This is a genomic window from Bacillus sp. N447-1 (genome assembly GCF_022701035.1).
GTDB classification, from domain to species: Bacteria; Bacillota; Bacilli; order Bacillales; family Bacillaceae_G; genus Bacillus_A; species Bacillus_A cereus.
The window spans coordinates 3,684,470-3,710,569 of record NZ_CP065509.1 but is presented as its reverse complement, the minus strand read 5'-3'; the positions used below and the strand labels follow the sequence as shown (position 1 = coordinate 3,710,569).

Below are 26,100 nucleotides of genomic sequence, written 5' to 3'. Positions count from 1 at the left end.
TTCTCCTTACTTTATAAAAAAAGAGGGAAAATCCCCTCTTTTTTATACGTCATAATTCACTACATAATGCTGCATTTCTGTATTGTAGTAGCCTTCGCTATATTCAATTACTTCGCCAACTTCATCGTAAGAATAACGCATGCGTTTTAATAGCGCTGTCCCCTCTTTTTCACCTAGCGCTTCTGCAACGAAACTAGGCGCGAGTCCAACAGCGAATTCATCTCTGAAGTTTTCTAAATGAATACCTCGGTCTTCAACTAAATCATAAAGCGATTGCAAGTCAAAATCCGATAAATCTGAACTTGCCATTCCTGCTGAGAAATAGTGCGTATAATGAATGTACGGTGCATCATTTAACGTATATAAACGTTCAATACGAAAACTCTCCTTACCGAATAATCGAAATGGCACTGTTCCTTCTTCATTCTGCACAATTTCTGCTTTTAGCAATTTCTTCTGTACTTTATATCCTTCTTCCACTAACACTTCAGTAAATTTCTTACCCTTTGACAGTTTTGTCGCAGAAGTATTGCGGATGACTTTCGTTCCTTTACCGCTTTTCTTTTCCAAATATCCTTCTTGAGCGAGTTCTTTAATCGCATTTCGCACTGTAATTTTACTCACTTTGAACTCTTCTTCTAACTGCGGTTCGGAAGGGATATTCGTATGAATCGCATATACACCATGCAATATTCGATCACGAATAATATTTTTTATTTGCAAATATAATGGTCCTTTTTTTCTCGTTACGTTCACCGTTACACCCACTACCTTTCTACATCACCTACTGATGCCGTCATTGCCCGAAGTATATCCTTCTCTGATGACATTGGCGTATCACCGACGATTGTATGTGCTAGCATTCCAGCTGCTGACGCAAATGAAACAGCTTTCTCTGGTGCGAACTCCTTTATCTCGCCATGAATAATTCCGCTCGTATAAGCATCTCCAGCACCTATTCTATCATATACAGAAAACGTAAGTGTTTTTGCAAAAGTGAACGTTCCATCTTTACATATAAACCCGCGAAGCGAATGTGTATTATCACTGTTAATAGAGCGATGAGTACCAGCGATTGTAGCGATATGATACGTTTCAGCTACCTTTGGAATAAGATCAACAAGTTGCGCCTCTCGCTCCGTTTCTTCGGTTTTTATTCCTAAAACAAACATTGCATCTTTTTCGTTCATCATAACGATATCAGCAAGTCCCAGCATTTCTTCATAATGCGGTTTTGCCTGTTCATATCCGTCTTCTCCCCAAAGTGATGGACGATAATTACAATCAAAAACGACGGTTCCTCCGTTTTCTTTAACTGCTCTCGCTAAAGACTTCATATGATGGCGCACCGTATCATTCATCGCAAGTGTAATACCGCAAAAATGAACGATATCAATTTCCTTAGCAATTTCTTCAAATTGGTATATCTCTTCAGACGCCGTATTGAAGCTACTTTCTAGTCGATTCGAATACGTAACGCGGCTTGCACGTGCACCGAATCCATTTTCTAAAAAATACATACCTACATATTTACCACCTCTTGAAACAAGAGAAGTTTGAATTCCTAACTTTTGAATGTAAGATACAGCTGCATCTCCAACCGAATTTTCCGGTAAAGTTGAAATAAGAAGCCCTTCATGCCCTAAGTGAGAAAGTGCCGCTACAACGTTCACACCTGTACCTGAAAATGAGTAATTTAACGTGTTAGCTTGCGACAACAATTCATATCCAGGTACTTGCAGGCGCATCATTACTTCGCCGAACGCTGCAATTTTCTTACGCATATTGATCAACTAGCTTCTTCACGACTGCTAATAATTCACGCACATCTTCTACTTTCGTGTTACCAGTTTCTTTATCAATAATAGAAGAGTACACGTGCGGGATAACTTGCTCTACATTTGCCTCAAGCGCAATACGTACAATTGTTTCGAAGTTTTCTTTATCAATTCCGCCTGTTGGCTCTAATGCGAATCCTTCTTCCGCACAAGCTTTCGCAACTGCGCGATATTCTTCTTCATGGGCTAGCCCTTTCATCGGGAAGTACTTCAATGAATTTCCGCCCATATCACGTACAAGTGCAATCGCTGTTTTAATTGGAACGATTGCTTTTTCTTCTCCAGCCGCACTAATTGGGCCAGTAGAAATATTTACGTAACCTACTTTTCCTGTTGGCGATACTAAACTATTAATCCAGCTATCTTTTTCGCCAAGATTTGCACGTGTCGCTCCAACTGAAGGGAACACTTGGTTAATATGACTGCCAGGATAATGCTTCGCAATTTCAGCCACAACTGCCGCTTGGCGATTATCTCCTGCGCCTAGTCCGATTGATACAGCGTCATCAATTTCTTTTCCATATGCTTTCATAGCTGTAACAGCTTCTTCTACTGTTGGATAGTCTTTTGATAACACTCCCACTACTACATAACCTTCTGCTGCTTCAAAAATATCTTTCGCATTTTCTATATTGTTTGCCAATACATTTAATGCTACGCGGCCTTTATAAAAACGTTTTTGAATGTTTGTCATTTTAGTTTCCCCCTACAATTTCTCTCATTTTTTCTTCAATTACATGTATGTCATCACCTTGAAGTGGACGTGGATCGATATCAAAGAACCCTTGTCTTACTCCGTAATCACGTGTGTAAATTGCAATTTTCCCGTCGCGTAATGCAGCCACAACGTCTTTTGCCGATTTATTTAACTCTTTTTCGTTAATATGAATACGTGCTCTAAAGATTGCTCTTCCAGCTTCATCTTGAACGATCGTTACATTTACACCATTTAATTCTTTTAGCGGCATAAGTACTTGTAGCAATTCTTTTTCTTGCTCGCTCTTATCTTCTTTTACTCCGTACTCATCAAGTGCTTGAAGTAAACCAAAAGTTGTTTCTTTCCCAACTTTCATGCTTCTTCCGATACAATGTAATTGCACTTTCAGCCATTCAATATACTTTCTTTTACCGCCCACAATACCAGAAGTAGGTCCTTCAATTGCCTTTGAACCGCTATAAATAGCAAGATCTGAATACTTCACATATTTTTGAATGTCTTCTTCAGCTGCTGCATCCACGATAAGCGGTACTTTATTTCGCTGCGCAACTTCCCATGCTTCTTCAACAGAAATCATATTTTTTTGCACTGCATGATGTGATTTCACATACAGAATCGCTGCTGTATTTTCACCAATTGCATCTTCAATATGCTCTGCTTTCCCTTCATTTGCATAGCCAACTTCTACAAGTTTACCGCCGCCTAAGTAAATCATCGTTTCAACAGGAGCACCGTATTGAACGTTATGACCTTTTAACATAATCACTTCGTTTTTCGCGATTACTTCTTGATGAAGTCTTTCACTTTTACGGCGATTTCCTTCTGTAACGATACCAGCGATAGAAAGCGCAATTCCGCTCGATGCTGAATTCACAACGACCGCTGCCTCTGAATCTAGAATTCTCGCAATATGGTCTCCTGCTTTATCTACTAAATCAGCAATTTCCACATAATTTTGTCCACCATGTTTCATCGCATCCATTACCGTATCTGTAGGAGCAGATACACCTAAAATACTCATTCTACCGCTCGCATTAATTACTCTTTTTAATCCGTACTTAGCATTCAATGAATGACCCATTAATTACAACCCCTTTCGTATCAATCCTTCTTTCAGCAATGCGCTGATCCCCTTCTGAATCAATTAACGTAACCTTCTCATCTTTAACCGTAAATAAAGTTAAGTTTGCAATATCTCCTTCTTGAATACGGCCAAGCTCTGGTTTCTTAAGCCACTCTGCCGCATTTTTCGTAACCGCATCAATCACTTCTTCTAGCGGATAACCTAAGTAAAGGAATTTCGAAAGAACATGAGCCATACTATACACTGGACCGTGTATACGGTTCTTTCGGTAAATATCTGTACTAATTGTATGAAAGGCAATACCGTGACGCTTCGCTGCTTCTGCTACTTTAAAAGAAAAACTAGCATTACCGTGACCAACATCTAAATGTACGCCGCGATTCACTGCATCTAGTAACACAGGTAGCGGTTTGCCTTCTTCATCAAATAAATTATTTTCTTTCCCGTTTAAGTAATGTGTAATAACATCATCTTTTTCTAAAAGAGGTACAACTTCCTCAATGCGAGGAGGCGCTGAACCGATATGTACCATAATCGGTAATGATGTTTCACGGGATAAAGAGCGCGCTACATGCAGCGGTTCAATTCCACTATCACAAACGACGCTTTTACTCATTCTCGCCTTTAACCCAACGATTACATCTTTATACTTTTCTACTGCTTCTATCACTTTCTCTTTATCTATCCATTCCATATTGGATAATTCATCAATTCGTTTCAAACCGATGCGAGAAATATTTAAAAAGGCAAATAAATTCGTTTTTGCCTGTTCTCTACTTTTTACTAAATCTGCAATGCGATCAGCTCCGCAGCTACCCGCATCAACAATTGTCGTTACCCCTTGCTTAACGCCAATTTCATCCACTTCATCGCCATACGGATCAAACTCTGGAAAAGCATGAACGTGTAAATCAATCCAGCCACTCGATACGTAAGTACCAGAGCAATCAAGAACCTTTCCACCCTCACCAGCACCAGCTTTCGTCACCTGTGCGATTTTATTATTTTCAATTACAATGTCAATCTCTTCCCCGTTCACACGTTTCACATTACGTAGTACGAATCGTTCTGTCATTGTACTTCCACCCTTTTCTATAAGAAGCCATAAGAATACGCTTACATTAAAGTTTCATTTTTATATCTCTTTCACACGTTTAGCGTAACACAAAAAAAGGGAGAAGTAAATATAACGTTATAATGTTTAAAAGCGAATAAAAAGATGCTCCTCCAAAATGCTAATAGTATAGGAAATTATATCAACGATTTTTTGAATATATCTATCATAACTTACAATATATCAACGATTTTTCAATTATATCTACCGTAACTCACAATATATCAACGATTTTTCAATTATATCTACCGTAACTCACAATATATCAACGATTCGACAAAGAATATCGATTTACCGACAAAAAACATCAATCCCTTTCTTATATATACGAAGAGGTTGCTCCAAACGGAACAACCTCTTTCTCTATTCCTGAACCGTCACAATAACCCCATCCATATTGTTCCCGGAAATTTCATACTGCTTGTTTGCTGGAACGTTCACTTTCGTATTCTCAGAAACTTTATAATAAGAAACAGTATATTTCTTACCTTCTACTTCAGTTGAAACCTCTTTTTCCTCTTTTAGAAACTCTAAATATTCCTCTAGTGTAAAATTCTTTTTTTGCATAATTGCGCTATGAGGTAGGCCGACATAACGGATATGCCATGGCTCATATTGAATTCCAGTAATGTTACTTTTATTTTTCGGATAACGTAATACAAAGCCATGCTTCCATACGTTCTCTTCAATCCATTTTCCTTCAGGCGCTTTCTCCATTTTCTTTTGAGTAGACCCAATGTCCAGTGATAATCCTAAATTATGTTCACTGTATCCTGCTGGAAGTGCATAATCAGATCCCATTTTTTCATATAGCTGTTTTTGCTCTTGGAAATCTCTATAGCCACTACTAATCAAAAAATGGTTAACACTTTCTTTTCCAGCCGCATCGACAACGTTCAAAAACTTTTTCACAACATCCTTTGATAAACGAAGATTTCTATCAAATATTACATAGCCTCTCACTAATTCACTATTATGATTTACATTTATAATATCAGACCTAATACTATCTTTTTTTACTGGGTAATCCCTGTTAACTAATAATAAATCGCCCTTATAAATTTGTTCCTTCGTAATCTCTTTCCCATCGGTGTTTGCCGCCTTTACTAGCTCATCTTTCCCGACAATTTTAACGTCGATTTCCTTTTGAAATAACGGTGATATATAAACGCCTACACATACTGTGCATACTATAAAAAAAGAAATAAATACCCACTTTTTCATTTCTAGTTCCTCCTTAACGTAACTTACGTATAGAATAGAAAAAACTATTAAAATAAAAAGTGGGGTAAAGTTTAAATTTTTATTAAATTGTTACATTCTCGTCTTTTGGCAATCGTACTTCAAATATCGTTCTAACTACATTGCTCTCAGCAGAAATCGTACCGTTATGTTGCTCGACAATATTTTTCGCAATAAATAGTCCAAGGCCTGTCCCGCCACGGTTCTCAGTTCTTGCTTTATCACCTGTATAGAACATATCAAAAAGATACGGTAAATCTTCTTCCGGGATGCTATCTCCGTAATTCATGATTTGTACGACAACTTCTCCATTATCAACATACCCATTCATATCAACAAATTGTCCATCATAGCCGTAACGAACGGCATTTGTTAACAAGTTTTCAAATACTCTAGCTAACAATTTTCCATCACCGTGCATCGGTAAATGAGGAGCCACATTCAATCTAGCTTCTAAATGATGTTTTTCTAATAACGGATACAATTCCTCCTCTAACTGTATAAGCAACTCACTTATATCAATCGGCTTTTTATCCAGATTTAGCATGCCATAATTCATACGTGTAATTTCAAATAGCTCATCAATTAAACTTTCCAGTCTTTGCGATTTTGTATATGCAATTGTGGAGAAATGTTTAATTTGTTCTTTTGTTAAATTTTCATCTTTAAGAATTAAATCTAAATATCCTAACACGGATGTTAATGGTGTTCTTAAATCATGAGCTAAATTCACAACAAGCTGATCTTTACTACTTTCAGCAAAGTCTCCTCTTTCAACAGCTTCTTTTAACTTTTCACTTGCAACATTTATTTCACGCGCGATATTTCCAAACTCATCATTTGATGAAACTTGAACTTTATTCGTAAAGTTACCGTTCGCAAGATGATGAATCCCATTAGAAATTTCATCAAAGTATTTTAAATACGGTTTTGTCAAAAAGAAGAAAAAGATAATAGATAACGGAATAAAGAAAATTAAAAAGAAATTAATGTCTCCAAATTCCCTTACCATTGACCTAAATTGTGCTAAAGGCTCTTCGTAGCGAACCATCGTTTTATAATACAGCTGCAATCCTTTATAAATTATATAAGTTACAGTTGCTGCAAGTACCATACTTAACGCAAATAAGGCAATCATTTTAAACCGAAAACTTTTCATCATATTAGCCATTAAAAGTATAACCTACTCCCCACACTGTTTTTATTAATTTATCCTTTCTTTTATCTTCTCCAAGTTTCTTCCGCAACGTACGAATATGTACCATTACTGTATTTCCACCTTCATAATAATCGTCTGCCCATACGTGCTGAAAAATATTTTCTACATTGTACACTTTCTTCGGATGACTCGCTAATAAATATAAAATATCAAACTCTTTCGGCGTTAATTCAATTTGCTCACCATATACATCAACCGTCCTACGCTCGGGATTAATTACGACTCCGCCTAGTTCTAAAGCAGATTTACTCTCCGCTACTTTCGGTTGATTTAACGTAAAAAACCTACGCAGTTGTGCATTTACACGTGCAACTAATTCAATCGGTGTGAAAGGCTTCGTCATATAATCATCCGCGCCTAGTACAAGACCTGTCACCTTATCAAAGTCCGAAGTTTTCGCGCTTAAAAAAATAATCGGCATATGATGTTTCGTGCGAATTTGACGCGTCACCTCATACCCATCCATTTTCGGCATCATAATATCTAAAATTACCAAGTCGATTGGCTGCGTTTCAATAATATGAATTGCCTCTTCTCCATCAGCTGCTTTCACGACGTGGTACCCTTCTTTTTCTAAATGTATCTCAATTAAATCAGCAATTTCTGCCTCATCATCCGCTATTAAAATTGAAATGCGCTTCATTTTACTCCCCCTTTTTCATTCCATTTTTATACGCTCGATTGTAAACTAGTCTATCCAATTTGTACAATACAAAAAGGCTACTCGTTAGAGTAACCTTGGTAAATAAAATTATATCAGCGATTTTCCAATTATATCGACCGTAACTCAAATTATATCAGCAATTATTGAAATATATCGACTTACCGACAATGAACGACAAAATCCTCTCGCTATTTGCGGGCATCCTAATGAAACTTCCATTTACCGCTCAAACACAATCCGCTGCTTCGTAATTTCTTCCAATCTTCCGCGATCTACTTCATACTCAGCATCAACGCTTTGCGGCACCATCACTTTCCCGCCCTCAAGCATCACTTCCGGCCAAATAATATCCTGCTCCCAATGTCTACTAGAAGCAGATATATCTCCTGGAATCGTAAAGTTAGGCAATGACGCAAGAGCAACATTTTGCGCTCGTGAAATCCCCATCTCTACCATACCACCGCACCAAACGGGTACGTTATGTTCCATACAATAATTATGGATTTGGATTGATTCTGTTAATCCGCCCACTCGCCCTGGTTTAATGTTCACAATTTGGCAGCTGCCAAGCGTAATCGCAACGCGTGCATCTTCTAAACTATGAATACTTTCATCTAAACAAATCGGCGTTTCAATTTTCTTTTGCAATTCCGCGTGATCAAGAAAATCGTAATCCGCTAACGGTTGTTCAATCATCATTAATTGGAATTCATCTAGTCGTTTCAGCCTCTCCGTATCCCCTAATGTATATGCTGAGTTTGCATCAGCCATTAACGGGATACCTGGGAACTCTTTACGAATCTCTTTCAATAATTCGTAATCATGCTCTGGCTTTATTTTCACTTTAAAACGCTCGTATCCTTCTTCCGCGTACTTCTCGATTTGTTTTAACATAACTGGAATCGTATTAAGGCCAATTACAACGCCGACTTCAATTTCAGACTTCGTTCCGCCAAGCAATGTCGCTAACGATTTCTTTTGACGCTTCGCATATAAATCCCAAACAGCCCCCTCTATTCCGGCTTTTGCCATTCGGTTTCTTTTTATATGTTGAAATAGACCCGGTACCTCATTCGGATGAGAAATTTCAGCCTTTAATAAATCAGGTATTAAAAAGTCTTGCAGTACATGCAGCGCTGTCTTCACCGTTTCTTCCGTATACCACGGTTCAGAGAATGCAACGACTTCCCCAAATCCAATGTACCCGTCCGTATCCTCTAATTCAATAACGATACTCTCACGCTTTTCGTAAGTCCCGTAGCTTGCAGCAAACGGGATTACGAGTGGCATTTCCGTTATATACAGTGTCGCTTTTTTTATTTCCACCTACATCTCCTCCACTAATTGTCTTAACTCTCGTCTTAACAATTTTTTCGAAGCGTTACGTGGTAATTCCTCTAAGAAACATGCTTTCTTCGGCACTTTATATTTCGCTAATTTCTCCTCGCAAAAATGAAGAATTTCTTCTTCTGTTACCGCCCCGCTTTTCACAACAAAAGCAGCTGGTACTTGTCCCCATTTGTCGTCAGACATACCGACAACGCCAGCTTCCGCTACTGCCGGATGGGAGAGTAACACTTCTTCAATTTGAGCTGGGTATATATTCTCTCCGCCAGAAATAATTAAATCACTGCGGCGATCTAATACGTATAAAAACCCTTCTTCGTCTAAATAACCGAGGTCGCCAGTATGAAGCCATCCGTTTTGAATAGTCTCTCGCGTCGCATCTTCACGGTTAAAGTAACCGCCTGTTACGTTCGGTCCTTTTACTACAATCTCACCTTCCGCAAATGGTGGCACTACTACGCCATCTTTTTCAATACGAAGTTGGCACTGAAATAGTGGTTTTCCAGCTGATCCTACTTTCGTTAACATGTAATCTGCGGATAACGTACAAATTTGCGAAGATGTTTCTGTCATACCGTACGTTTGATATACAGGAATTCCTTTTTCTACACATGCTTCTAATAGTGGTTTTGGCGCTGGTCCTCCGCCAAGTAACATGCATCGTAAAGAAGATGGATATGTCTCTGCCCCAAGTCGCTCTAATAAATCAGTTAACATTTTAGAAACGACAGAAATAATTGTTACTCCTCTCGTTTGAAGTGCTTTATGAATAAAATCAGCATCATATTTCGGAACAAGTAAAATACGCATGCCGTACATAATGTTTTTCATTAAAAGAGATAGCCCGCCAACATGGAACATCGGCATGCAGGCTAACCAACAATCATCATCACGAAGTCCTAAATTAAACGACGAACCGACTGCGCTTGCCCAATGATTGCCGTACGTTAAAATAACGCCTTTCGGTTTGCCTGTCGTCCCAGACGTATAAATAATTGTCATCGCTTCTTCTAAAGAAAACTCTTCTTGTATAGAGGCTTCCTCTTTTGGTCCATTCCTCACTTCGGCTAATGAATAAACAGGAACATCTTTAGCATCAAAATCTTGATCCGTTACTAAACAAACAACTTCAGCATCATCCATTTGCCAAAGTAGCTCTTCTCTTGAAAGACGCGTATTTAAAAGCACAGCTACTGCACCTACATAAGATAGGGCGTGAATAACTGTAATCATCTCCATACCATTTTTCATCAGAACAGCCACCTTTTGCCCTCGCTCCACTCCAACATGCGTGAGGTGTTCACAAACAGATACTACTTTTTCATGCAGCTCAATAAAAGTAACTTTCTCTTCCTCTATTTCAATTGCAGTGCGATCTGGTGTTAAAAATGCACGTTGCATTAACCAATTTGGCATCGTCTTCATCATTCATTCTCCTTTCATGAAAGAAAGAGACTTGATATGATATCAAGTCTCTTAGTTGTTTTGTTTCCGGTTTGGTCTTATCCAGCTGCGCCTCCTAGCCCCTTCCGTCTAAGAACCTTCCGCACGAGAAAGTAAAAAACACTTTCTGTGCGAAAGAACCTTAGCCTACGAGGCTAAACAGTCGGCTCCGCTTTTAAAACATCCAGCTACAACAGCTAGAATGCTCGGTGGCTTCACTTCTTCCTACGAGGCAAAAAGCGCCTCTACGTCAGAAGCTCCATCCCCCTCACATTCTGAACGAGCTGCTTTCGCTTTTGGTCTCATCCAGCTACAGCGGCTAGAACAGTCGGTCGTTTCACGCCTTCCTACGAGGCAAAAAGCGCCTCTACGTCAGGAGTTCCAACGCCCTCTTGTTCTAAGCAAGCCGCTTCCGCTTTTGGTTTGATCAAGGGAAACGAGGGAATTGACCGAAGTCCGGACTGCGTTTTTCTTTGAATGCGTCGCGACCTTCTTTTGCTTCGTCAGTTGTGTAGTACAGTAACGTTGCATCTCCAGCTAGTTGTTGAATACCAGCTAGACCGTCTGTGTCTGCGTTGAATGCAGCTTTTAGGAAACGAAGTGCCATTGGGCTGTTTGCTAAAATTTCTTGTGCCCATTGTACTGTTTCTGCTTCAAGCTCTTCTAATGGTACTACAGTGTTTACTAAGCCCATATCAAGTGCTTCTTGAGCGTTGTATTGACGGCATAGGTACCAAATTTCGCGAGCTTTCTTGTGGCCTACCATACGAGCTAAGTAACCAGCTCCGTATCCACCGTCAAAGCTTCCTACTTTAGGACCTGTTTGTCCGAATACAGCGTTGTCTGCAGCGATTGTTAAGTCACATACGATATGAAGTACGTGTCCTCCACCGATTGCATAACCTGCTACCATTGCGATAACTGGTTTAGGAATTGCGCGAATTAGACGTTGTAAGTCTAATACGTTTAGACGTGGGATTTGGTCATCACCTACATATCCGCCATGACCGCGAACTTTTTGGTCGCCGCCAGAACAGAATGCACGTCCACCTTCACCTGTTAAAATGATAACGCCAACATTTGCATCATCACGAGCTTGTGCAAAAGCGTCGATTAACTCCATTACCGTTTTTGGGCGGAATGCGTTATGTACTTCAGGACGGTTAATCGAAATCTTTGCGATACCATTGTATGTTGAATAAATAATATCTTCGTAATTGCCTTCTTTTACCCATTCAATAGCCATTACAACTACCTCCTTGTATATTTCTGATTTCACCTATAAGCGTGGCTTCCTTCTTGCTGAAAAAAGTATCACTGCATAGTTTTTAGAAATCCCTTTACTATTGTATCAAACTTTTCCGGTTGTTCCACATGAATTGCATGGCCAGCACCATCAATTTTGACAAATTTCGCGTCAGACACGCAGTTTTCGATGTTTTTTAATATGCGGAAGAACTTTTCATCATATTCTCCGTTCATTAAAAGAACAGGTATTTTTAAGTTTTTCAGCTCATCCCACCATGAAGGCTGAGCCCCAGTTCCCATGCCGCGCAAGCTATTTGCGAGCCCTTTTGGGTTGTTAGCAAGTCGTTCTTTTCGCACCGCTTCTTGTACGTTTTTTGCTAAACGTTTTTGCGTTTCAAAAAGCGGAATATTTTCCCACATCGATACAAAAATTTCTATGCCTTCTCGCTCAATTTTATCGGCAAGTCGATCATCTTTTTCACGACGTTCTTTTCTATCCGCTTCGTCTTCGAGCCCAGCTGTACAATTTTCTAATAAAAGAGAGTGTACATAATCTGGATATAGACATGCCATCGTAATCGCCAGTCTTCCTCCCATTGAGTAGCCAAGTATATGTACTTTTTCAATATGAAGGTAATCTAGTAGTTCTTTCATTTGCAATGCCACATTTCGGATATCATAATGCGCAACATCTTCAGGACTCTCCGTCTTTCCGTGCCCAACAAGATCAACTACAATAACTTGAAACTGCTCACTCCATGAAGAGATAAAAGAACGCCACGTTTCCATGCTTCCCGTAAAACCATGAAGAAGTAGAAGTGGTTCCCCGCTTCCGACTACTTCATATTCATACGATACACCTTGCAGCGTTACGTTCATTTTGATTCACCTTGCAACGATGTAGTAATTACGTCCTGTGTTTTTGCCCATAACGTACGGTGCAATGTTAAGTTTTCATCACGATTCGTACAAATTTCCACAACGTGTAAACCTTCTGTCGTCGTTCCTTTTCGAACTTCTTCTCGGAATTGCTCCCAACCATTTACACGGCTAAATGAACCGCCGTACATTTTGACAACATGCTCATAATCAAGTCCAATTGGTGTTCCAAATAATGATTCAAAATGTTCCTTTTTCTCATACTGTGGTAAGAATGAGAAAATACCCCCACCATCATTATTTACAACGACAATTGTTATGTTTAATTCATGTAATTTCGCTGCTAACAGCCCGTTTAAATCGTGATAAAATGATAAATCACCAATTACTAATACAAGTGGATCGCAAATAACGCTTGCTCCTAGAGCTGTCGAAATGATTCCATCAATACCATTTACACCACGGTTTGCCATCACATGGATGTTTTTATCCGATGTGAAGAAGAATGAGTCTGTATCACGAATTGGCATACTATTGCTCGCAAATAACGTTGCGTCTTCTGGTAATACGCGCACAATATCTGTAATAACCTTTCCTTCAAATGCAGTTTCATATGTTTCCATTTCACGAAGCGTTTCCTTCGTTTTTTCGTTTATATGTTGCCACATTAGGGACCAATCATTCTTTTTCATAACTGGCATTTTTTCTATTAATGCCTTGCAGAATTCAATGTCACTTGCTTGTACAACTTCTGTCGCAACAAGAGCTGGATCTCTCCATTGTCCTGATTCATCGACAACGATATGAACTGCTTTTGTTTGTTTTTTTATGAACTGCGTTAATGATTTAGAAACAGGCATACCACCAAAGCGAATTAAAACGTCCGGTTTCCATGTTTCTTTTAACTTTTCATTTCGTAAAAATGTATCATAACAGTCAATTACCATCGTTTTATCGTGGTGTCCGCTACGAATATTAGAAAGTGGGTCTGCTAATATAGGATAGCCAGTTTTTTCAGCTAGTTGCGTTGCAAACATTGCAATTTCTGCATGACTATCATCTCCACAAATAATAAGCCCCTTTTCCATATGTGAAAGGCGCCCTACAAGAGAATCTACATATTCACTCGGCATCACCGCGTTTCCTTGCTGAACTACTCCTGTATATTCACTACGTCCTTTATCCCATAAGCTTTCTAGTGAGAAATCAGGGATAAGTGGCTCGCGAACTGGAAAATTAAGATGAACAGGACCCTGCGGTGCTAAACAAGCATTTGCTACTATACGCTGCGTCGTCATACGAGCGTAATGATACATCGCTTCACTTGCTTCTGGCAGTGCCATCTCTGTAAATTGTTTCACAAAAGTACCGTATAAATTAAATTGATTCATTGCTTGTGGTGCACCCACATCTCTTAATTCATGCGGTCTATCCGCTGTTAAGACGATAAGTGGGATCCTTGAATGAAAAGCTTCACATACAGCTGGATAATAGTTCGCTGCTGCTGTTCCTGACGTACATAATAATGCTACTGGGCGTTTTTTTGCTTTCGCAATACCGAGCGCGAAAAATCCTGCTGATCTTTCATCCACATGTAAATATGTGTTCATTCCTTCGTGTTGTTCCATTAGTAAAGCAATCGGCGTTGACCGTGAGCCTGGACTAATGACAACATCACATACATCTAGACGCGTCAGTTCATCCACGAACGCGCCTAAATAATATGATAATGCTTCTATATGATTGTTCATTTCATTAATTCCTCCAAAGCACCAAGCATCGGTCTAAACTTCAAACTTGTTTCTTCATATTCAAGCTGCGGGATTGAATCAATTACAATACCACAACCGGCAAATAAGGATGCTTTCTCGCCGTTTAATAATCCGCAGCGCAGCGCAACCGCAAATTCACCATTTCCTTCATCATCTATCCAGCCAATCGGTGCACCATACAACCCTCTGTCTAACAATTCAACATCACGGATCAGTTTCATCGCTTCCAAACGAGGTGTCCCGCCAAGAGCTGGTGTTGGATGTAATTCTTCTACCATTGTTAAAAGACTCGCATCGCCTTTTGCTTCTACAGGCGTATATAAGTGAATTAAGTTTTTCGTTGTTAATAAACCTGGGCTTTCCGGAATATTAACGTATTCGCAATGTTCATTTAGTACCGAGCGGATCATGTTAACAACATACCCATGTTCAGCTAAATTCTTTTCATCATGAAGAAGCGCATTACTATTTCGCTTACTTTCTTCTATAGAATGACCATGACCGATTGAACCCGCAAGACACATCGATGTAAATTTCTCATCTTCTTTGCGAATTAATCTCTCAGGCGTCGCTCCTAAGAAGCATGCTCCTTTATAATCAAAAGAAAATACGTAACAATCCGGTTGACCAATGCGAAGTGCTTCTAAAACAAGAGCAGAATCAATCGAATGATTCATCTCTACTTTTAGTTCCCTCGCCAATACAACCTTCTGCACGTTACCCTGCTTCATCTCATCTTGTACTTTTTCAATTGCTTTCATCCAGCCTTTCGGATCCACTTCTACTTTAGAAATAACAGTCAATTTCGATCCGTTTAGCGCACATTTACTCTCTCCCAAAATCTTCTCTTCTAAAGAAATCATTTCGTTAGAAAGAGTTTCTGCACAATCTGTTGCTGAAACAAATGTATTCATCGTTAACCATGCTTTTTCATTTTTTACAGTTAATAAAAATGCTGGTAGTGAAAATGTCGTATCTTTAAATTCTTTCCATAGGTCCGTTTTCTCTTTTTCTGGATCAAATGAAAAACCACCAAATAAAAGCGGACCCGTTCCAAATTCATATTCATCTCTTTGGACAAATGCATTCTCTTTTACTTTCTCCCACTCGTCGCGAGCGGTTTGAAAGCGCTTATGAGAAGAATTTGCTATAGTGAAAACAGAGCCAATTCCTGCAAATATTACATGCTGAGCCGGGTCTGCAAAATAACATCTATTTTCGAATGAAATCCTTTTTCCTGCTGCATAGAACAGAAGCGGATCCACCCAGTCTATTTGTTTTACAAAACTAACCAATGTTTTTTCGTTAGTTGCACGCTTGATAGCTGCAATAAGAACTTCTTGCAAGCCTTTTTGTTTCGTTTGAATCACAATTGTCTCCCCCCTATGGGCGAAAAATAGTCATAATTACGCTTGATTTTAAGATACACCTCAAACGAAAGGCCTGTCAACGTTTAGCATTTCTGAGAAATTCACCTTCTCTTCCTAGAAAATAAACGTTGACACTAAATGATGCTTTTTCTACACTTAGTTGTGTACAATATGTGACCAAAGGAGGATTCAACATGGAAATGAACGTCAAAACGAATTCCTCTCCTACGGCGCCAAAGCCAAGTAAGCAAACAGGCTGGCGCATCTGGTGGAGTTTACTACGTCCCCATACATTAACAGCCGCTTTCGTACCTGTTTTCATCGGAACAGCATATTCGATGCAGGTCGGAGGTATAAATCAAATACATCTTCCTCTTTTCCTTATGATGCTTCTTGCTTGTCTTCTCATTCAAGCAGCAACAAACATGTTTAATGAATACTTTGATTATAAAAGAGGACTCGATCACGAAGGTTCAGTTGGTATCGGCGGCGCTATCGTTCGCGATGGCATTCAGCCAAAAACAGTGCTTAACTTAGCATTTGGATTTTTCGGCATCGCAATACTATTAGGTGTTTATATTTGTATAAATTCTAGCTGGTGGCTTGCTGCAATCGGTCTTGTTTGTATGGCCGTTGCTTACCTTTATACAGGTGGCCCACTTCCAATTGCATATACACCATTTGGAGAGTTGACAGCCGGATTATTTATGGGTGTCATTATTATTGGGATTTCATTCTTTATTCAAACTGGAACTGTAACATCAGAAGTCATTTTACTATCTATTCCAAGCTCCATTTTAATTGGTGCCATTTTACTAGCCAATAATATTCGTGACTTGGATGGCGATAAAGAAAACGGTCGTAAAACGTTAGCAATTCTCGTTGGACGCGAGCGAGCGGTTGGTGTACTTGCTTCGATGTTCATCGTTTCCTACATTTGGACAATTGCTTTAATTATCGTGGGCATCGTATCACCATGGATGCTTATCGTATTTTTAAGTGCGCCGAAAGCATTTAAAGCGACGAAAGGCTTTATCGGCAAAAGCATTCCGATGGAAATGGTACCTGCGATGATTGCAACAGCAAAAACAAATACAATCTTCGGTTTCCTAATGGGAATCGGATTATTACTTGGATACTTTCTATAAAAGGAGCTGCTTATGCGGCTCCTTTTTCATATCTAAAATTCATCTCATAATTCCTACTCTCAACGCTCATACTATGTAAAGAAACTGAATTGTAGGAAGGTGGACGACTATGTTAACTCCACAACAAGTAGGTCAATTTAAATCCATTTTAGAAAAACAAAAACAAGAACTAGAGCAAACGATACAAACTCATGAAAATACAGATCGTGCTTCTGAACGTGACTCAGTAGGAGAACTGTCTAGCTATGACAACCATCCAGGTGATATGGCTACAGAGCTATATGAACGGGAAAAAGACTTCGGGCTTATTGAACTTTGGCATAAACAGCTTGAGGACACGAAACATGCCTTGCAAAAAATAGAAGCGGGTACGTACGGCATTTGCGAAGTGTCTGGCGAAGAGATTCCATTTGAAAGATTGGAAGCAATGCCGACTGCTACAACATGCATCCAGCACGCGACAAATAAGTTAAATATGAATACACGACCAGTTGAAGAAGAAGTGTTGTCTCCTTCTTTCCACAAGCATGATGAGGACAATTCTGTTGAGTACGATGCGGAAGATGCGTGGCAAGATGTCGCAAATTATGGAACATCTGAAACGCCGTCTGATTTAGAAAGACAAGATTCAAAAAACTATAATGGCATGTATGTAAATAGTGAAGAAAACGTAGGCTACGTGGAGGATTTTGAAAACTTTATCGGTACGGATATGTACGGGAAAAACCCACAAGTTTTCGCTACAGAAGAGCATGAAGAATATGAACAAATGCTTGATGATTTTGAAGAACGTACCTTCAAAGGTGAATTATCTTCAAATGAATCTAGTTCCAAAGAATAAAAAAAAGCATTCCGAAAATCGGAATGCTTTTTATCGCTAGCTAATTAGTTTTTTGTAACGTTAGCAGCTTGTGGTCCACGGTTACCTTCAACGATTTCGAAAGAAACTTCTTGACCTTCTTCTAAAGTTTTGAATCCGTCACCTTGGATAGCTGAGAAGTGAACGAATACATCGTCTCCACCTTCAACTTCGATGAAACCGAAACCTTTTTCGCTGTTGAACCATTTAACTTTACCTGTTTGCATGTCATGTACCTCCTAAATAAAAATGAAACTATGAATCCACATGAAAAGGTGGATATAAAGGACATGAATGTATAACAAGCTTACAGCCTTTAATTCAACGTGCTTTATTTCCGTACCACATTATGTAGCTCAATAGTGATTTCACTATATCACGCTATATCCAAAACGTCAAATGAGAACACTTTCATTCCACCATTTTTTTATAATTTTAATATAATGTTGAATTTCCATATTCATATATTATCCCGCCATTTGTGGACAGCTTGATTGGCGGGAGCTGATAATCAGTTTTGGCTGGTTCCACTTTATTTGAAAATTAACAAAACTAAAGTATTCTAATCCTATTAAATTCTGTACAATATAAGTATCTATTACATACGAGGTGAAAAAAATGAGAGCACACGAAATCGAGTATAAGTTATATGGCGATGATATGCAGTTTGTTGAAATTGAGTTAGATCCAGAAGAGAGCGTGATTGCAGAAGCTGGCGCAATGATGATGATGGAAGATTACATAGAAATGGAAACAATCTTCGGTGATGGTTCTGGCCCATCTGGAGGTTTATTCGGAAAATTAATGGGCGCTGGTAAACGTCTCGTTACAGGCGAAAGTATGTTTATGACTGTATTTACAAATACAGGTCACGGCAAGCGCCACGTCTCATTTGCTGCTCCTTATCCTGGTAAAATTATTCCTGTAGATTTAACAGAGTATCAAGGAAAAGTAGTTTGTCAAAAAGATGCCTTTCTTTGTGCCGCAAAAGGTGTTTCCATCGGAATTGAATTTACGAAAAAAATAGGAACTGGTTTCTTCGGTGGTGAAGGTTTCATCATGCAGAAACTTGAAGGTGATGGCCTTGCTTTCATGCACGCAGGTGGAACTGTATATAAACGTGAATTAAAACCTGGTGAGAAACTTCGCATTGATACAGGTTGTCTCGTTGCTATGACAAAAGACATTAACTATGATGTCGAGTTCGTTGGTAAAGTAAAAACAGCTCTATTTGGCGGCGAGGGTTTATTCTTCGCAACATTAGAAGGTCCTGGAACAGTTTGGATTCAGTCCTTAACACTTAGCCGCTTAGCAGCACGTCTTACAAGCCCAGCAGCGCAAAGTACTGGCGAAGGTAGTGTATTAGGTGGACTTGGTCGTTTATTAGATGGGAAAGAGTAAACTGTGCCCTTATGTAGGCATGGCCATCAACTAATAAAATAATAAAATTAAAACACCCTTGCTTGCAGTAATGCAGTGAAAGGGTGTTTTAATTTACGTCTACAAACGAGAAAAAGCAGTTAAAATAAAGTAATAAGGTTTACTTCAGGAAAATAAGGTATATTATATTTGTTGAATAGATTCTCTTTAGAGACAAGAAAAGTAGGTGAACAAAGTGGGAAAATATCAATTGGATTCCAAAAGTCAGGTAGCTGTGGCAAAGTTCCATGAAAAACAGAAACCTGCCAAATTTGATAAAAAGCAACAACTTGAAAAATTGCGTACGGAGTATTTGAAAAAGAAGCAAAAACAAACAGATAAATAATACGTTTTGTTTTTCAAATTTTTCTGTATATAGTGTAAACAAACACAAGAAAATAGGTAAGTTATTCATCGTTCAAATATATACAGGCTATTTTTTCAAACCTCTTACTTATGCAACTAACGCATGCGTCAGTTCATTAAGAATAACTAAAAAAGCCGATTCCTTGAGATGAAAAAGAGTAAACAGTGCCCTTATCAGGCACTGTTTTATTTTGACCTTATAATTTCCTCCACTGATTTAGATAAGCGATACAAGCTATTCCCCACCTCCAAAAGAATGAATCAAGTTCCTCACTGCATATATTAAACTATACTTTTTCTTAAGGAGGGCTTCCTTAATGCGTACTCCTTTATCCTTTGATAAAGACACTGCCATACTGTTAGCTTCTTGTTGTGAGTTAACGTATGAACAATATAAACAAAATGGCATTTTCGAAATACCAGATGGTTTTCAATATGTACAAGGGTTTCAAGGAAAGGCCATTCAAACAACAGAATGGTTCGGATTTATATTAGAATCTGAGGATACAATTATTGTTGCCTTCAGAGGCACTCAAACAGATCCAGATTGGATTATTGATTCTCTCGTCAATCAAAAACCTTATCCTTATGCTTTAAATGGCGGAAATGTCCATAACGGTTTTCTCTCTATTTATGAGTCTTGTCGTGATTCTATTATGGATATGCTCGTATCATTGCCAGCACATAAAAAACTGCTAGCTACTGGGCATAGTCTAGGTGGCGCGCTTGCCACATTACACATATTAGATGCACGTATAAATACTGCCTTCGCACAGTATGGACTTTATACATTCGCTTCTCCAAAAGTAGGAGATATCGCTTTTCGAAATTATTATAAACTACAAGTAGCTAGTAGCTTTCGTTTCGTCAACTTGTTCGATGTCGTCCCACTTCTCCCTCCCCGAAACATAAATTTTAATGATCATGATTGGGAGTATGCACACGTCCATCACAACATGACATTTACAAAAAACACAAAATCCATTACAAATAATCATTCCATTACAACATACAAAACATGTCTGACTTCTCATTTTTAACCAGTAAACAATTGGAAATAAAATATTCGTATACTATAATAATGTATGAAGTTATTTTTGGATGAGGGGACCTTACATGTTAAAATTTATCTTCGCACTTTTTCTTATTGTAATTTTTACGGTTACAGGTTTCTTTACATTTTCATACTTTGCGACAGGAGAGTATGATGGGGCAGGTATCATATATACCACTGTTCCATTTCTTTCTTAAGCAAAATAAATAAAACGAGCTTAATTTTATTAAGCTCGTTTTATTTATTAATATCCATTTTGTTGGTAAATCGATAATATATCTCCCAATATAGCAACCTCTTTAAAACTGTTTAACTGCATTACCGATACCCCAAATTTCATTACTGTACTGCAAAATCGTTCGATCGCTCGCAAAATGACCAGACTGTGCAATATTTAAAATAGACATTTCTAGCCACTTCGTTCGGTTCTCATAAGCTCTACCAACAGCTTCTTGTCTTTCAGCATACGGACCAAAATCTCGCAGAACGAAATATTCATCGTTTTGAATAACGAGAGAATCGTAAATTGCTTCAAATTCAGCTCCCGATTGTGCAAAGAAACCATTTGTTAATTGATCAACTATTTTTTTAATGTGCCTATTGTGGTGATAATAATCACTTGCACGATACCCACCATTTTGATAGTAATGAAGAACCTCTTCGGCCGTTAAACCGAAAATAAAACAGTTATCCTCACCGACCCGGTCTTTTATTTCAACGTTAGCACCGTCTAGCGTTCCGAGTGTAATCGCACCATTCATCATAAATTTCATATTACCTGTTCCCGATGCTTCTTTACTCGCCGTTGAAATTTGTTCACTTACATCCGCTGCTGGGAATATATCTTCAGCTAAAGAAACTCGATAGTTTTCTAGAAAGATAACTTTCATATATTGACTGACATACGGGTCATTATTTACTTTTCTTGCGAGTTCATTTATTAATTTAATAATTTTTTTCGCGTAATAATAGCCAGGTGATGCTTTCGCTCCAAAAATAAAAGTACGCGGATAAAATGTAAAACTAGCATCCTCTTTCAAACGGTTATACAAATATAAAATATGAAGAACATTTAATAATTGTCGTTTATAAGCATGTAATCTTTTCACTTGCACATCAAAAATAGAATTTGGATCAATGGTAATCCCCATTGTATTATGAATACGCTCCGCTAAAATCTCTTTACGCTCTTGTTTTACCTCTGCAAATTTCTCTTGGAAACTCGCATCATATTGAACTAATTGTAGCTCTTGAAGCTTAATCGGTTCTTTCTTCCACTCCGTTCCAATCGCCTCTGAAATGAGATTTGTTAACTGTGGATTTGCTTTCATAAGCCAGCGCCTATGAGCAATTCCATTCGTCTTATTATTAAACTTATCTGGATAAAATTCATAAAACAATCGCATTTCCCGCTGCTTTAATATTTCCGTATGAATTTTTGCTACACCGTTTACGCTATGGCTACCGACAATCGCTAAATGAGCCATTTTCACAAGGTCATGTGCAATAATCGCCATTGCTTCAATACGATCCCACTCATACGGATACTGTTCCCACAGTTCATGACAGAAACGTTCATTAATCTCTTCAATAATCATATAAATTCTCGGTAATAACGGTTTAAAAATGTGAATTGGCCACTTTTCGAGCGCTTCTGATAACGTCGTATGATTCGTATAAGAAATCGTCTGCGTCGTTATGTGCCAAGCTTCTTCCCATGCTAACTTTTCTTCGTCTAGTAAAATACGCATCAGTTCCGGAATTGCTAAAACCGGATGTGTATCGTTAATGTGGATCGCAATTTTTTCATGTAGTTGACGAAGGTCACCATATCTTTCTCTATGCATTCGAACGATATTTTGCAAACTTGCTGATACGAGGAAATACTGTTGTTTTAAACGAAGTATTTTTCCCTCATCATGCGTATCATCTGGATATAAAAACTCCGATACAGCCTCTGTTTCACGCTTATATTTCAAAATATCTTTGCAGTTTTGCGGGAAAGGAACTGGTTCAGCATTCCAAAGTCTAAGTGTATTTACAGTACTCGTCTCATAGCCAACTACCGGCACATCATATGGCACGGCCATAATGACTTCTGCATTTGTATGCCTAAACTCTAAACGCCCGTCAATTTCTAGCGGTTCAACACTGCCGAAATAACTTACTTCTACAGCTTGATCATACCTTCTTACTTCCCATACGTTTTCATGAAGAAGCCACTGTTCTGGAAATTCAACTTGATAACCATCAACAATTTTCTGATCAAACAAACCATGTTTATAACGAATTCCACAGCCGTGTCCTGGTAAGTTTAAAGATGCGAGTGAATCGAGAAAACAGGCTGCTAAGCGTCCAAGCCCACCATTACCAAGGCCTGCATCTGCTTCCACTTCTTCTAACTCTTGTAACGAAATCCCTAGTTCAGATAACCCCTGCTCGCATACATCTCGAATACCTAAATTCAAGATGTTACTTCCAAGCAAACGTCCAAGCAAAAACTCAATAGACAAGTAATACATTTGCTTTTGCTCTCCGGATCGATAACTCTCGTTCGTTGCAATCCATTGACTATTCATATACTCACGTACCATATGGCCGAGTGTATTATATTGATCACGAGTTGTAGAATCTTTAAAACTTTTACCATACATCGTCTCTAACTTTTCTAGAAAAGTTGATTTAAAACTTTCAACATGAGTAAACATTTTTTCACCACCTACATGTTATTCCATGAGACTTTTATACAATTCCTTATAAGCAAGAGCCGATTGCTCCCAGCTATAATCTTCAGTCATCGCTTGTTTTACAAGCTGCTCCCACACTGGTTTATCATGATAGAATTCAATTGCACGATGAATCGTATGCAGCATGTCATGTGCATTAAAATTCGTGAAACTGAAACCATTTCCTTCTCCAGTTTCTTCATCATAAGAATGTACCGTATCGTTTAACCCACCTGTTTCTCTTACAATTGGAATCGTACCGTATGCTAATGCGATAAGTTGTCCAAGTCCACACGGTTCAAACAGCGATGGCATTAAAAACAAATCGCTTCCCGCATACACTTGGTGAGCTAATTCTTCATTAAATCCGATATAAACTTTTACCTTCTCCGGATACTCATATGCCATCCACTCAAAGAATTGCTCATATTCCGAATCACCTGAACCTAAAATAATACATTGTACATCTTCTTCCATTATTTCGCGGAATACAGTACGTACTAAATCAAGACCTTTTTGCTTCGTTAATCTCGTTACCATTGAAATAATTGGTGTATCCTCTTTTTCTGGCAAACCAAAATAACGCTGCAAGGCGCGTTTATTTTCACTCTTTTCATATAATGACTCTGCATCATACTGGGCCTTAATATACGAATCCGTTTCTGGATTATATACGCTCGTATCAATACCATTTACAATGCCGCTAAGCTTATCATTATATTTTCGCAGTAATCCATCTAACTTCTCACCGAAAAATTCATATTGAATTTCTTCTTTATACGTCGGGCTCACCGCTGTAATTTGATCTGAAGCAATAATACCGCCTTTCATAAAGTTTACGTTTCCATAAAACTCTAGCTGCTCACTATGAAAATATTCATCACCAAGCTCTAACAAGTCGTACATCACTTCAGGAGGAAATACACCTTGGAACTGCAAGTTATGAATCGTATATACCGTTTTAATACGCTCATATAACGGGTTATCTTGATACTTTTCACGAAGTAAGAAATTAACCATAGCCGTATGCCAATCATGGCTATGAAGAACATCCACTTCAAAATCAAGGTGCGGAATACACTCTAACACTGCTTTTGAGAAATAAGAAAAACGCTCTCCGTCATCGTAATGACCATACAGAGAATCTCTCTTAAAATAATATTCATTATCTATTAAGTAATACGTAATTCCGTCTTGCTCACCTTTTAAAATTCCACAATATTGATTTCTCCACCCAAGAGGGACGTTAATTACTTTATGTAACGTACATCCATCTCTTAACTTTTGCGGAATGAGACTATAATTCGGAAGTATAATACGAACGTCCACTCCTAATTTTTTTAGCTCTTTTGGGAGCGCACCCGCTACATCAGCTAATCCTCCCGATTTCACAAACGGTACACATTCTGATACTGCAAATAAAATATTCACTTGTTGTCCCACTGCGCGAAAAGTTTTTATTACTCCTCTTGCAGCTTCCTCCCTTCGAGTTTTCATTTAAATTAAAACTTTAATCAGTGGAGGAAAAAGCCCCCACTGATTCTTTAGGAATAACTATTAATCGTACTGTTTTGTACGCTTCCTTTTTCTACAACATACGGCTCATCGGCGCTTCCTTTTAATACGACACCGTCGCCAATTTTCACGTCTTTATCAATAATAACACCGTCTATTATACAGTTATCTCCAATTTGGCTCTTTTGCATAATAATACTGTTACGAATAATTGAACCTTTTCCAATTTTAACCGAACGGGAAACAACACTGTTTTCGACTTCCCCTTCAACAATACTGCCATTTGCAATCATTGTATTTTTCACGACTGCACCCTTTAAATAACGAGTTGGTGGCTCATCTTTTACTTTCGTAAAGATCGGTGCTTCTTTCTTAAATAATTGCTTCCAAATAGCAGGTTGCAAAATTTCTAAGCTATGTTTATAGTAACTTTCAATCGAGTCAATAATTGCTACATATCCAGTATGTTCATATGTAGCAATGTGTAATGATTTCCCGCGCTTTTCTCTCACTACATCAAATAAACTGTATTGTTCCACACCTTTATATGACTCAAATAAGTCTAACAATAATTGTTTCTTTAACACGTATGTTTGAAGCGAAACCCCTTCATGGCAAACTTCTGTAATATCAGCTGCCGTATGTATATGTCGCTCTAACACCGCTTGAAAATTTAATGCTGTTACGAGATGGCTATTCGTAATAACAACGTACTCTTCTCTGCTTCTTAGAAAATAATCAATATGTCTTCTAAAGTGTGCAAAAGACCCAAATTCATCTTGGTCACATTGGCAGTTTGGCGGGAATAAAAATAGTCCGTCTCGTTTTCTATCTAAATCCCACTGTTTTCCTGAACCAACATGGTCCATTAACGAACGATTTTTATGGCTTGTAAAAACTGCCACACTATGAATACTAGAATTCACCATATTTGAAAGCATGAAATCAATGAGTCGATAACGGCCCCCAAACGGTAACGCCGCTAGTGAACGATGCCCTGTTACTTTCTTTAAGGAAGGAAAACTTCCCGTTGCATTAATAATTCCTAACATTTTTTCTCCCATTCATTTCATCC

Annotated in this window: 24 protein-coding genes; 6 read left to right on the top strand and 18 right to left on the bottom strand. The window is 38.4% G+C overall.

Annotated elements, in window-relative coordinates; translation table 11 throughout:
• Positions 1-42 precede the first annotated feature (42 nt).
• From IQ781_RS18750 to IQ781_RS18685, 14 genes are all read right to left on the bottom strand, one after another.
• Entirely contained in the window at positions 43-768 is a 726-nt protein-coding gene (locus IQ781_RS18750) for a GntR family transcriptional regulator (protein WP_000539278.1), read from the bottom strand.
• Positions 768-1,784 carry a sugar kinase gene (locus IQ781_RS18745; protein ID WP_001227516.1) on the bottom strand — a complete coding sequence of 339 codons (1,017 nt, stop codon included), beginning with the start codon at positions 1,782-1,784 and terminating at the stop codon, positions 768-770. Before IQ781_RS18745 ends, IQ781_RS18750 begins: the two co-directional genes overlap by 1 nt.
• Entirely contained in the window at positions 1,777-2,532 is a 756-nt protein-coding gene (dagF, locus tag IQ781_RS18740; protein WP_000181907.1) for a 2-dehydro-3-deoxy-phosphogluconate aldolase, read from the bottom strand. The genes IQ781_RS18745 and dagF overlap by 8 nt, the downstream gene beginning before the upstream one ends.
• Position 2,533: 1 nt before the next feature.
• Complete coding sequence (locus IQ781_RS18735; protein WP_000510100.1) at positions 2,534-3,637, bottom strand: DgaE family pyridoxal phosphate-dependent ammonia lyase; 1,104 nt, start codon at positions 3,635-3,637, stop codon at positions 2,534-2,536.
• Positions 3,615-4,715, bottom strand: a complete 1,101-nt coding sequence (locus tag IQ781_RS18730; RefSeq protein WP_000139930.1) for an amidohydrolase/deacetylase family metallohydrolase — start codon at positions 4,713-4,715, stop codon at positions 3,615-3,617. The genes IQ781_RS18735 and IQ781_RS18730 overlap by 23 nt, the downstream gene beginning before the upstream one ends.
• Before the next feature lie 402 nt (positions 4,716-5,117).
• Positions 5,118-5,978, bottom strand: coding sequence for a M15 family metallopeptidase (locus IQ781_RS18725; protein WP_139846822.1), 861 nt, complete (start codon positions 5,976-5,978; stop codon positions 5,118-5,120).
• 82 nt (positions 5,979-6,060) lie between these two features.
• Positions 6,061-7,167: a sensor histidine kinase gene (locus tag IQ781_RS18720; protein WP_000002604.1), complete on the bottom strand. Its 1,107-nt coding sequence runs from the start codon at positions 7,165-7,167 to the stop codon at positions 6,061-6,063.
• Positions 7,160-7,858, bottom strand: coding sequence for a response regulator transcription factor (locus IQ781_RS18715; protein WP_000822489.1), 699 nt, complete (start codon positions 7,856-7,858; stop codon positions 7,160-7,162). Before IQ781_RS18715 ends, IQ781_RS18720 begins: the two co-directional genes overlap by 8 nt.
• Before the next feature lie 240 nt (positions 7,859-8,098).
• Positions 8,099-9,205, bottom strand: a complete 1,107-nt coding sequence (menC, locus tag IQ781_RS18710) for an o-succinylbenzoate synthase (RefSeq protein ID WP_050252103.1) — start codon at positions 9,203-9,205, stop codon at positions 8,099-8,101.
• Positions 9,206-10,651, bottom strand: coding sequence for an o-succinylbenzoate--CoA ligase (locus IQ781_RS18705; protein ID WP_050252102.1), 1,446 nt, complete (start codon positions 10,649-10,651; stop codon positions 9,206-9,208).
• A 445-nt stretch (positions 10,652-11,096) separates the two neighbouring features.
• Positions 11,097-11,915 carry a 1,4-dihydroxy-2-naphthoyl-CoA synthase gene (menB, locus tag IQ781_RS18700; protein ID WP_000963881.1) on the bottom strand — a complete coding sequence of 273 codons (819 nt, stop codon included), beginning with the start codon at positions 11,913-11,915 and terminating at the stop codon, positions 11,097-11,099.
• Between the two features lie 68 nt (positions 11,916-11,983).
• The gene (gene menH / locus IQ781_RS18695; protein WP_001103356.1) at positions 11,984-12,796 is read right to left on the bottom strand and encodes a 2-succinyl-6-hydroxy-2,4-cyclohexadiene-1-carboxylate synthase; all 813 of its coding nucleotides are present in this window, start codon (positions 12,794-12,796) and stop codon (positions 11,984-11,986) included.
• Entirely contained in the window at positions 12,793-14,547 is a 1,755-nt protein-coding gene (gene menD / locus IQ781_RS18690) for a 2-succinyl-5-enolpyruvyl-6-hydroxy-3-cyclohexene-1-carboxylic-acid synthase (protein ID WP_001059189.1), read from the bottom strand. The genes menH and menD overlap by 4 nt, the downstream gene beginning before the upstream one ends.
• Positions 14,544-15,938, bottom strand: coding sequence for an isochorismate synthase (locus IQ781_RS18685; protein WP_000616738.1), 1,395 nt, complete (start codon positions 15,936-15,938; stop codon positions 14,544-14,546). Before IQ781_RS18685 ends, menD begins: the two co-directional genes overlap by 4 nt.
• Positions 15,939-16,132: 194 nt before the next feature.
• Between IQ781_RS18685 and IQ781_RS18680 the strand changes: the two genes are divergently transcribed.
• The gene (locus IQ781_RS18680) at positions 16,133-17,086 is read left to right on the top strand and encodes a 1,4-dihydroxy-2-naphthoate polyprenyltransferase (protein ID WP_000425766.1); all 954 of its coding nucleotides are present in this window, start codon (positions 16,133-16,135) and stop codon (positions 17,084-17,086) included.
• 109 nt (positions 17,087-17,195) lie between these two features.
• The gene (locus IQ781_RS18675) at positions 17,196-17,927 is read left to right on the top strand and encodes a yteA family sporulation protein (protein ID WP_000957396.1); all 732 of its coding nucleotides are present in this window, start codon (positions 17,196-17,198) and stop codon (positions 17,925-17,927) included.
• A gap of 44 nt (positions 17,928-17,971) precedes the next feature.
• On the opposite strand, the gene cspD is transcribed toward IQ781_RS18675, so the two are convergent.
• On the bottom strand, positions 17,972-18,172 hold the full coding sequence (gene cspD / locus IQ781_RS18670; protein WP_001193054.1) for a cold-shock protein CspD: 201 nt from the start codon (positions 18,170-18,172) through the stop codon (positions 17,972-17,974).
• Positions 18,173-18,563: 391 nt separating this feature from the next.
• Between cspD and IQ781_RS18665 the strand changes: the two genes are divergently transcribed.
• The 4 genes from IQ781_RS18665 (at position 18,564) to IQ781_RS28185 (ending at position 20,981) form a co-directional block, all read left to right on the top strand.
• Positions 18,564-19,346 (top strand): TIGR00266 family protein, encoded by a 783-nt coding sequence (locus tag IQ781_RS18665; RefSeq protein WP_001201257.1) that lies wholly within the window; start codon positions 18,564-18,566, stop codon positions 19,344-19,346.
• Positions 19,347-19,560: 214 nt separating this feature from the next.
• Positions 19,561-19,710 carry a hypothetical protein gene (locus IQ781_RS18660; RefSeq protein WP_000521639.1) on the top strand — a complete coding sequence of 50 codons (150 nt, stop codon included), beginning with the start codon at positions 19,561-19,563 and terminating at the stop codon, positions 19,708-19,710.
• A 337-nt stretch (positions 19,711-20,047) separates the two neighbouring features.
• The gene (locus IQ781_RS18655; protein WP_001260111.1) at positions 20,048-20,770 is read left to right on the top strand and encodes a lipase family protein; all 723 of its coding nucleotides are present in this window, start codon (positions 20,048-20,050) and stop codon (positions 20,768-20,770) included.
• Between the two features lie 76 nt (positions 20,771-20,846).
• Positions 20,847-20,981: a hypothetical protein gene (locus IQ781_RS28185; protein WP_000911075.1), complete on the top strand. Its 135-nt coding sequence runs from the start codon at positions 20,847-20,849 to the stop codon at positions 20,979-20,981.
• Between the two features lie 102 nt (positions 20,982-21,083).
• Here IQ781_RS28185 and glgP read toward each other — a convergent pair whose 3' ends face one another.
• The 3 genes from glgP to glgD form a co-directional block, all read right to left on the bottom strand.
• Positions 21,084-23,492: a glycogen phosphorylase gene (glgP, locus tag IQ781_RS18650; RefSeq protein ID WP_065212165.1), complete on the bottom strand. Its 2,409-nt coding sequence runs from the start codon at positions 23,490-23,492 to the stop codon at positions 21,084-21,086.
• 18 nt (positions 23,493-23,510) lie between these two features.
• Positions 23,511-24,941, bottom strand: a complete 1,431-nt coding sequence (gene glgA / locus IQ781_RS18645; RefSeq protein WP_023901191.1) for a glycogen synthase GlgA — start codon at positions 24,939-24,941, stop codon at positions 23,511-23,513.
• 113 nt (positions 24,942-25,054) lie between these two features.
• On the bottom strand, positions 25,055-26,089 hold the full coding sequence (gene glgD / locus IQ781_RS18640) for a glucose-1-phosphate adenylyltransferase subunit GlgD (RefSeq protein WP_242808147.1): 1,035 nt from the start codon (positions 26,087-26,089) through the stop codon (positions 25,055-25,057).
• Positions 26,090-26,100: the final 11 nt, after the last annotated feature.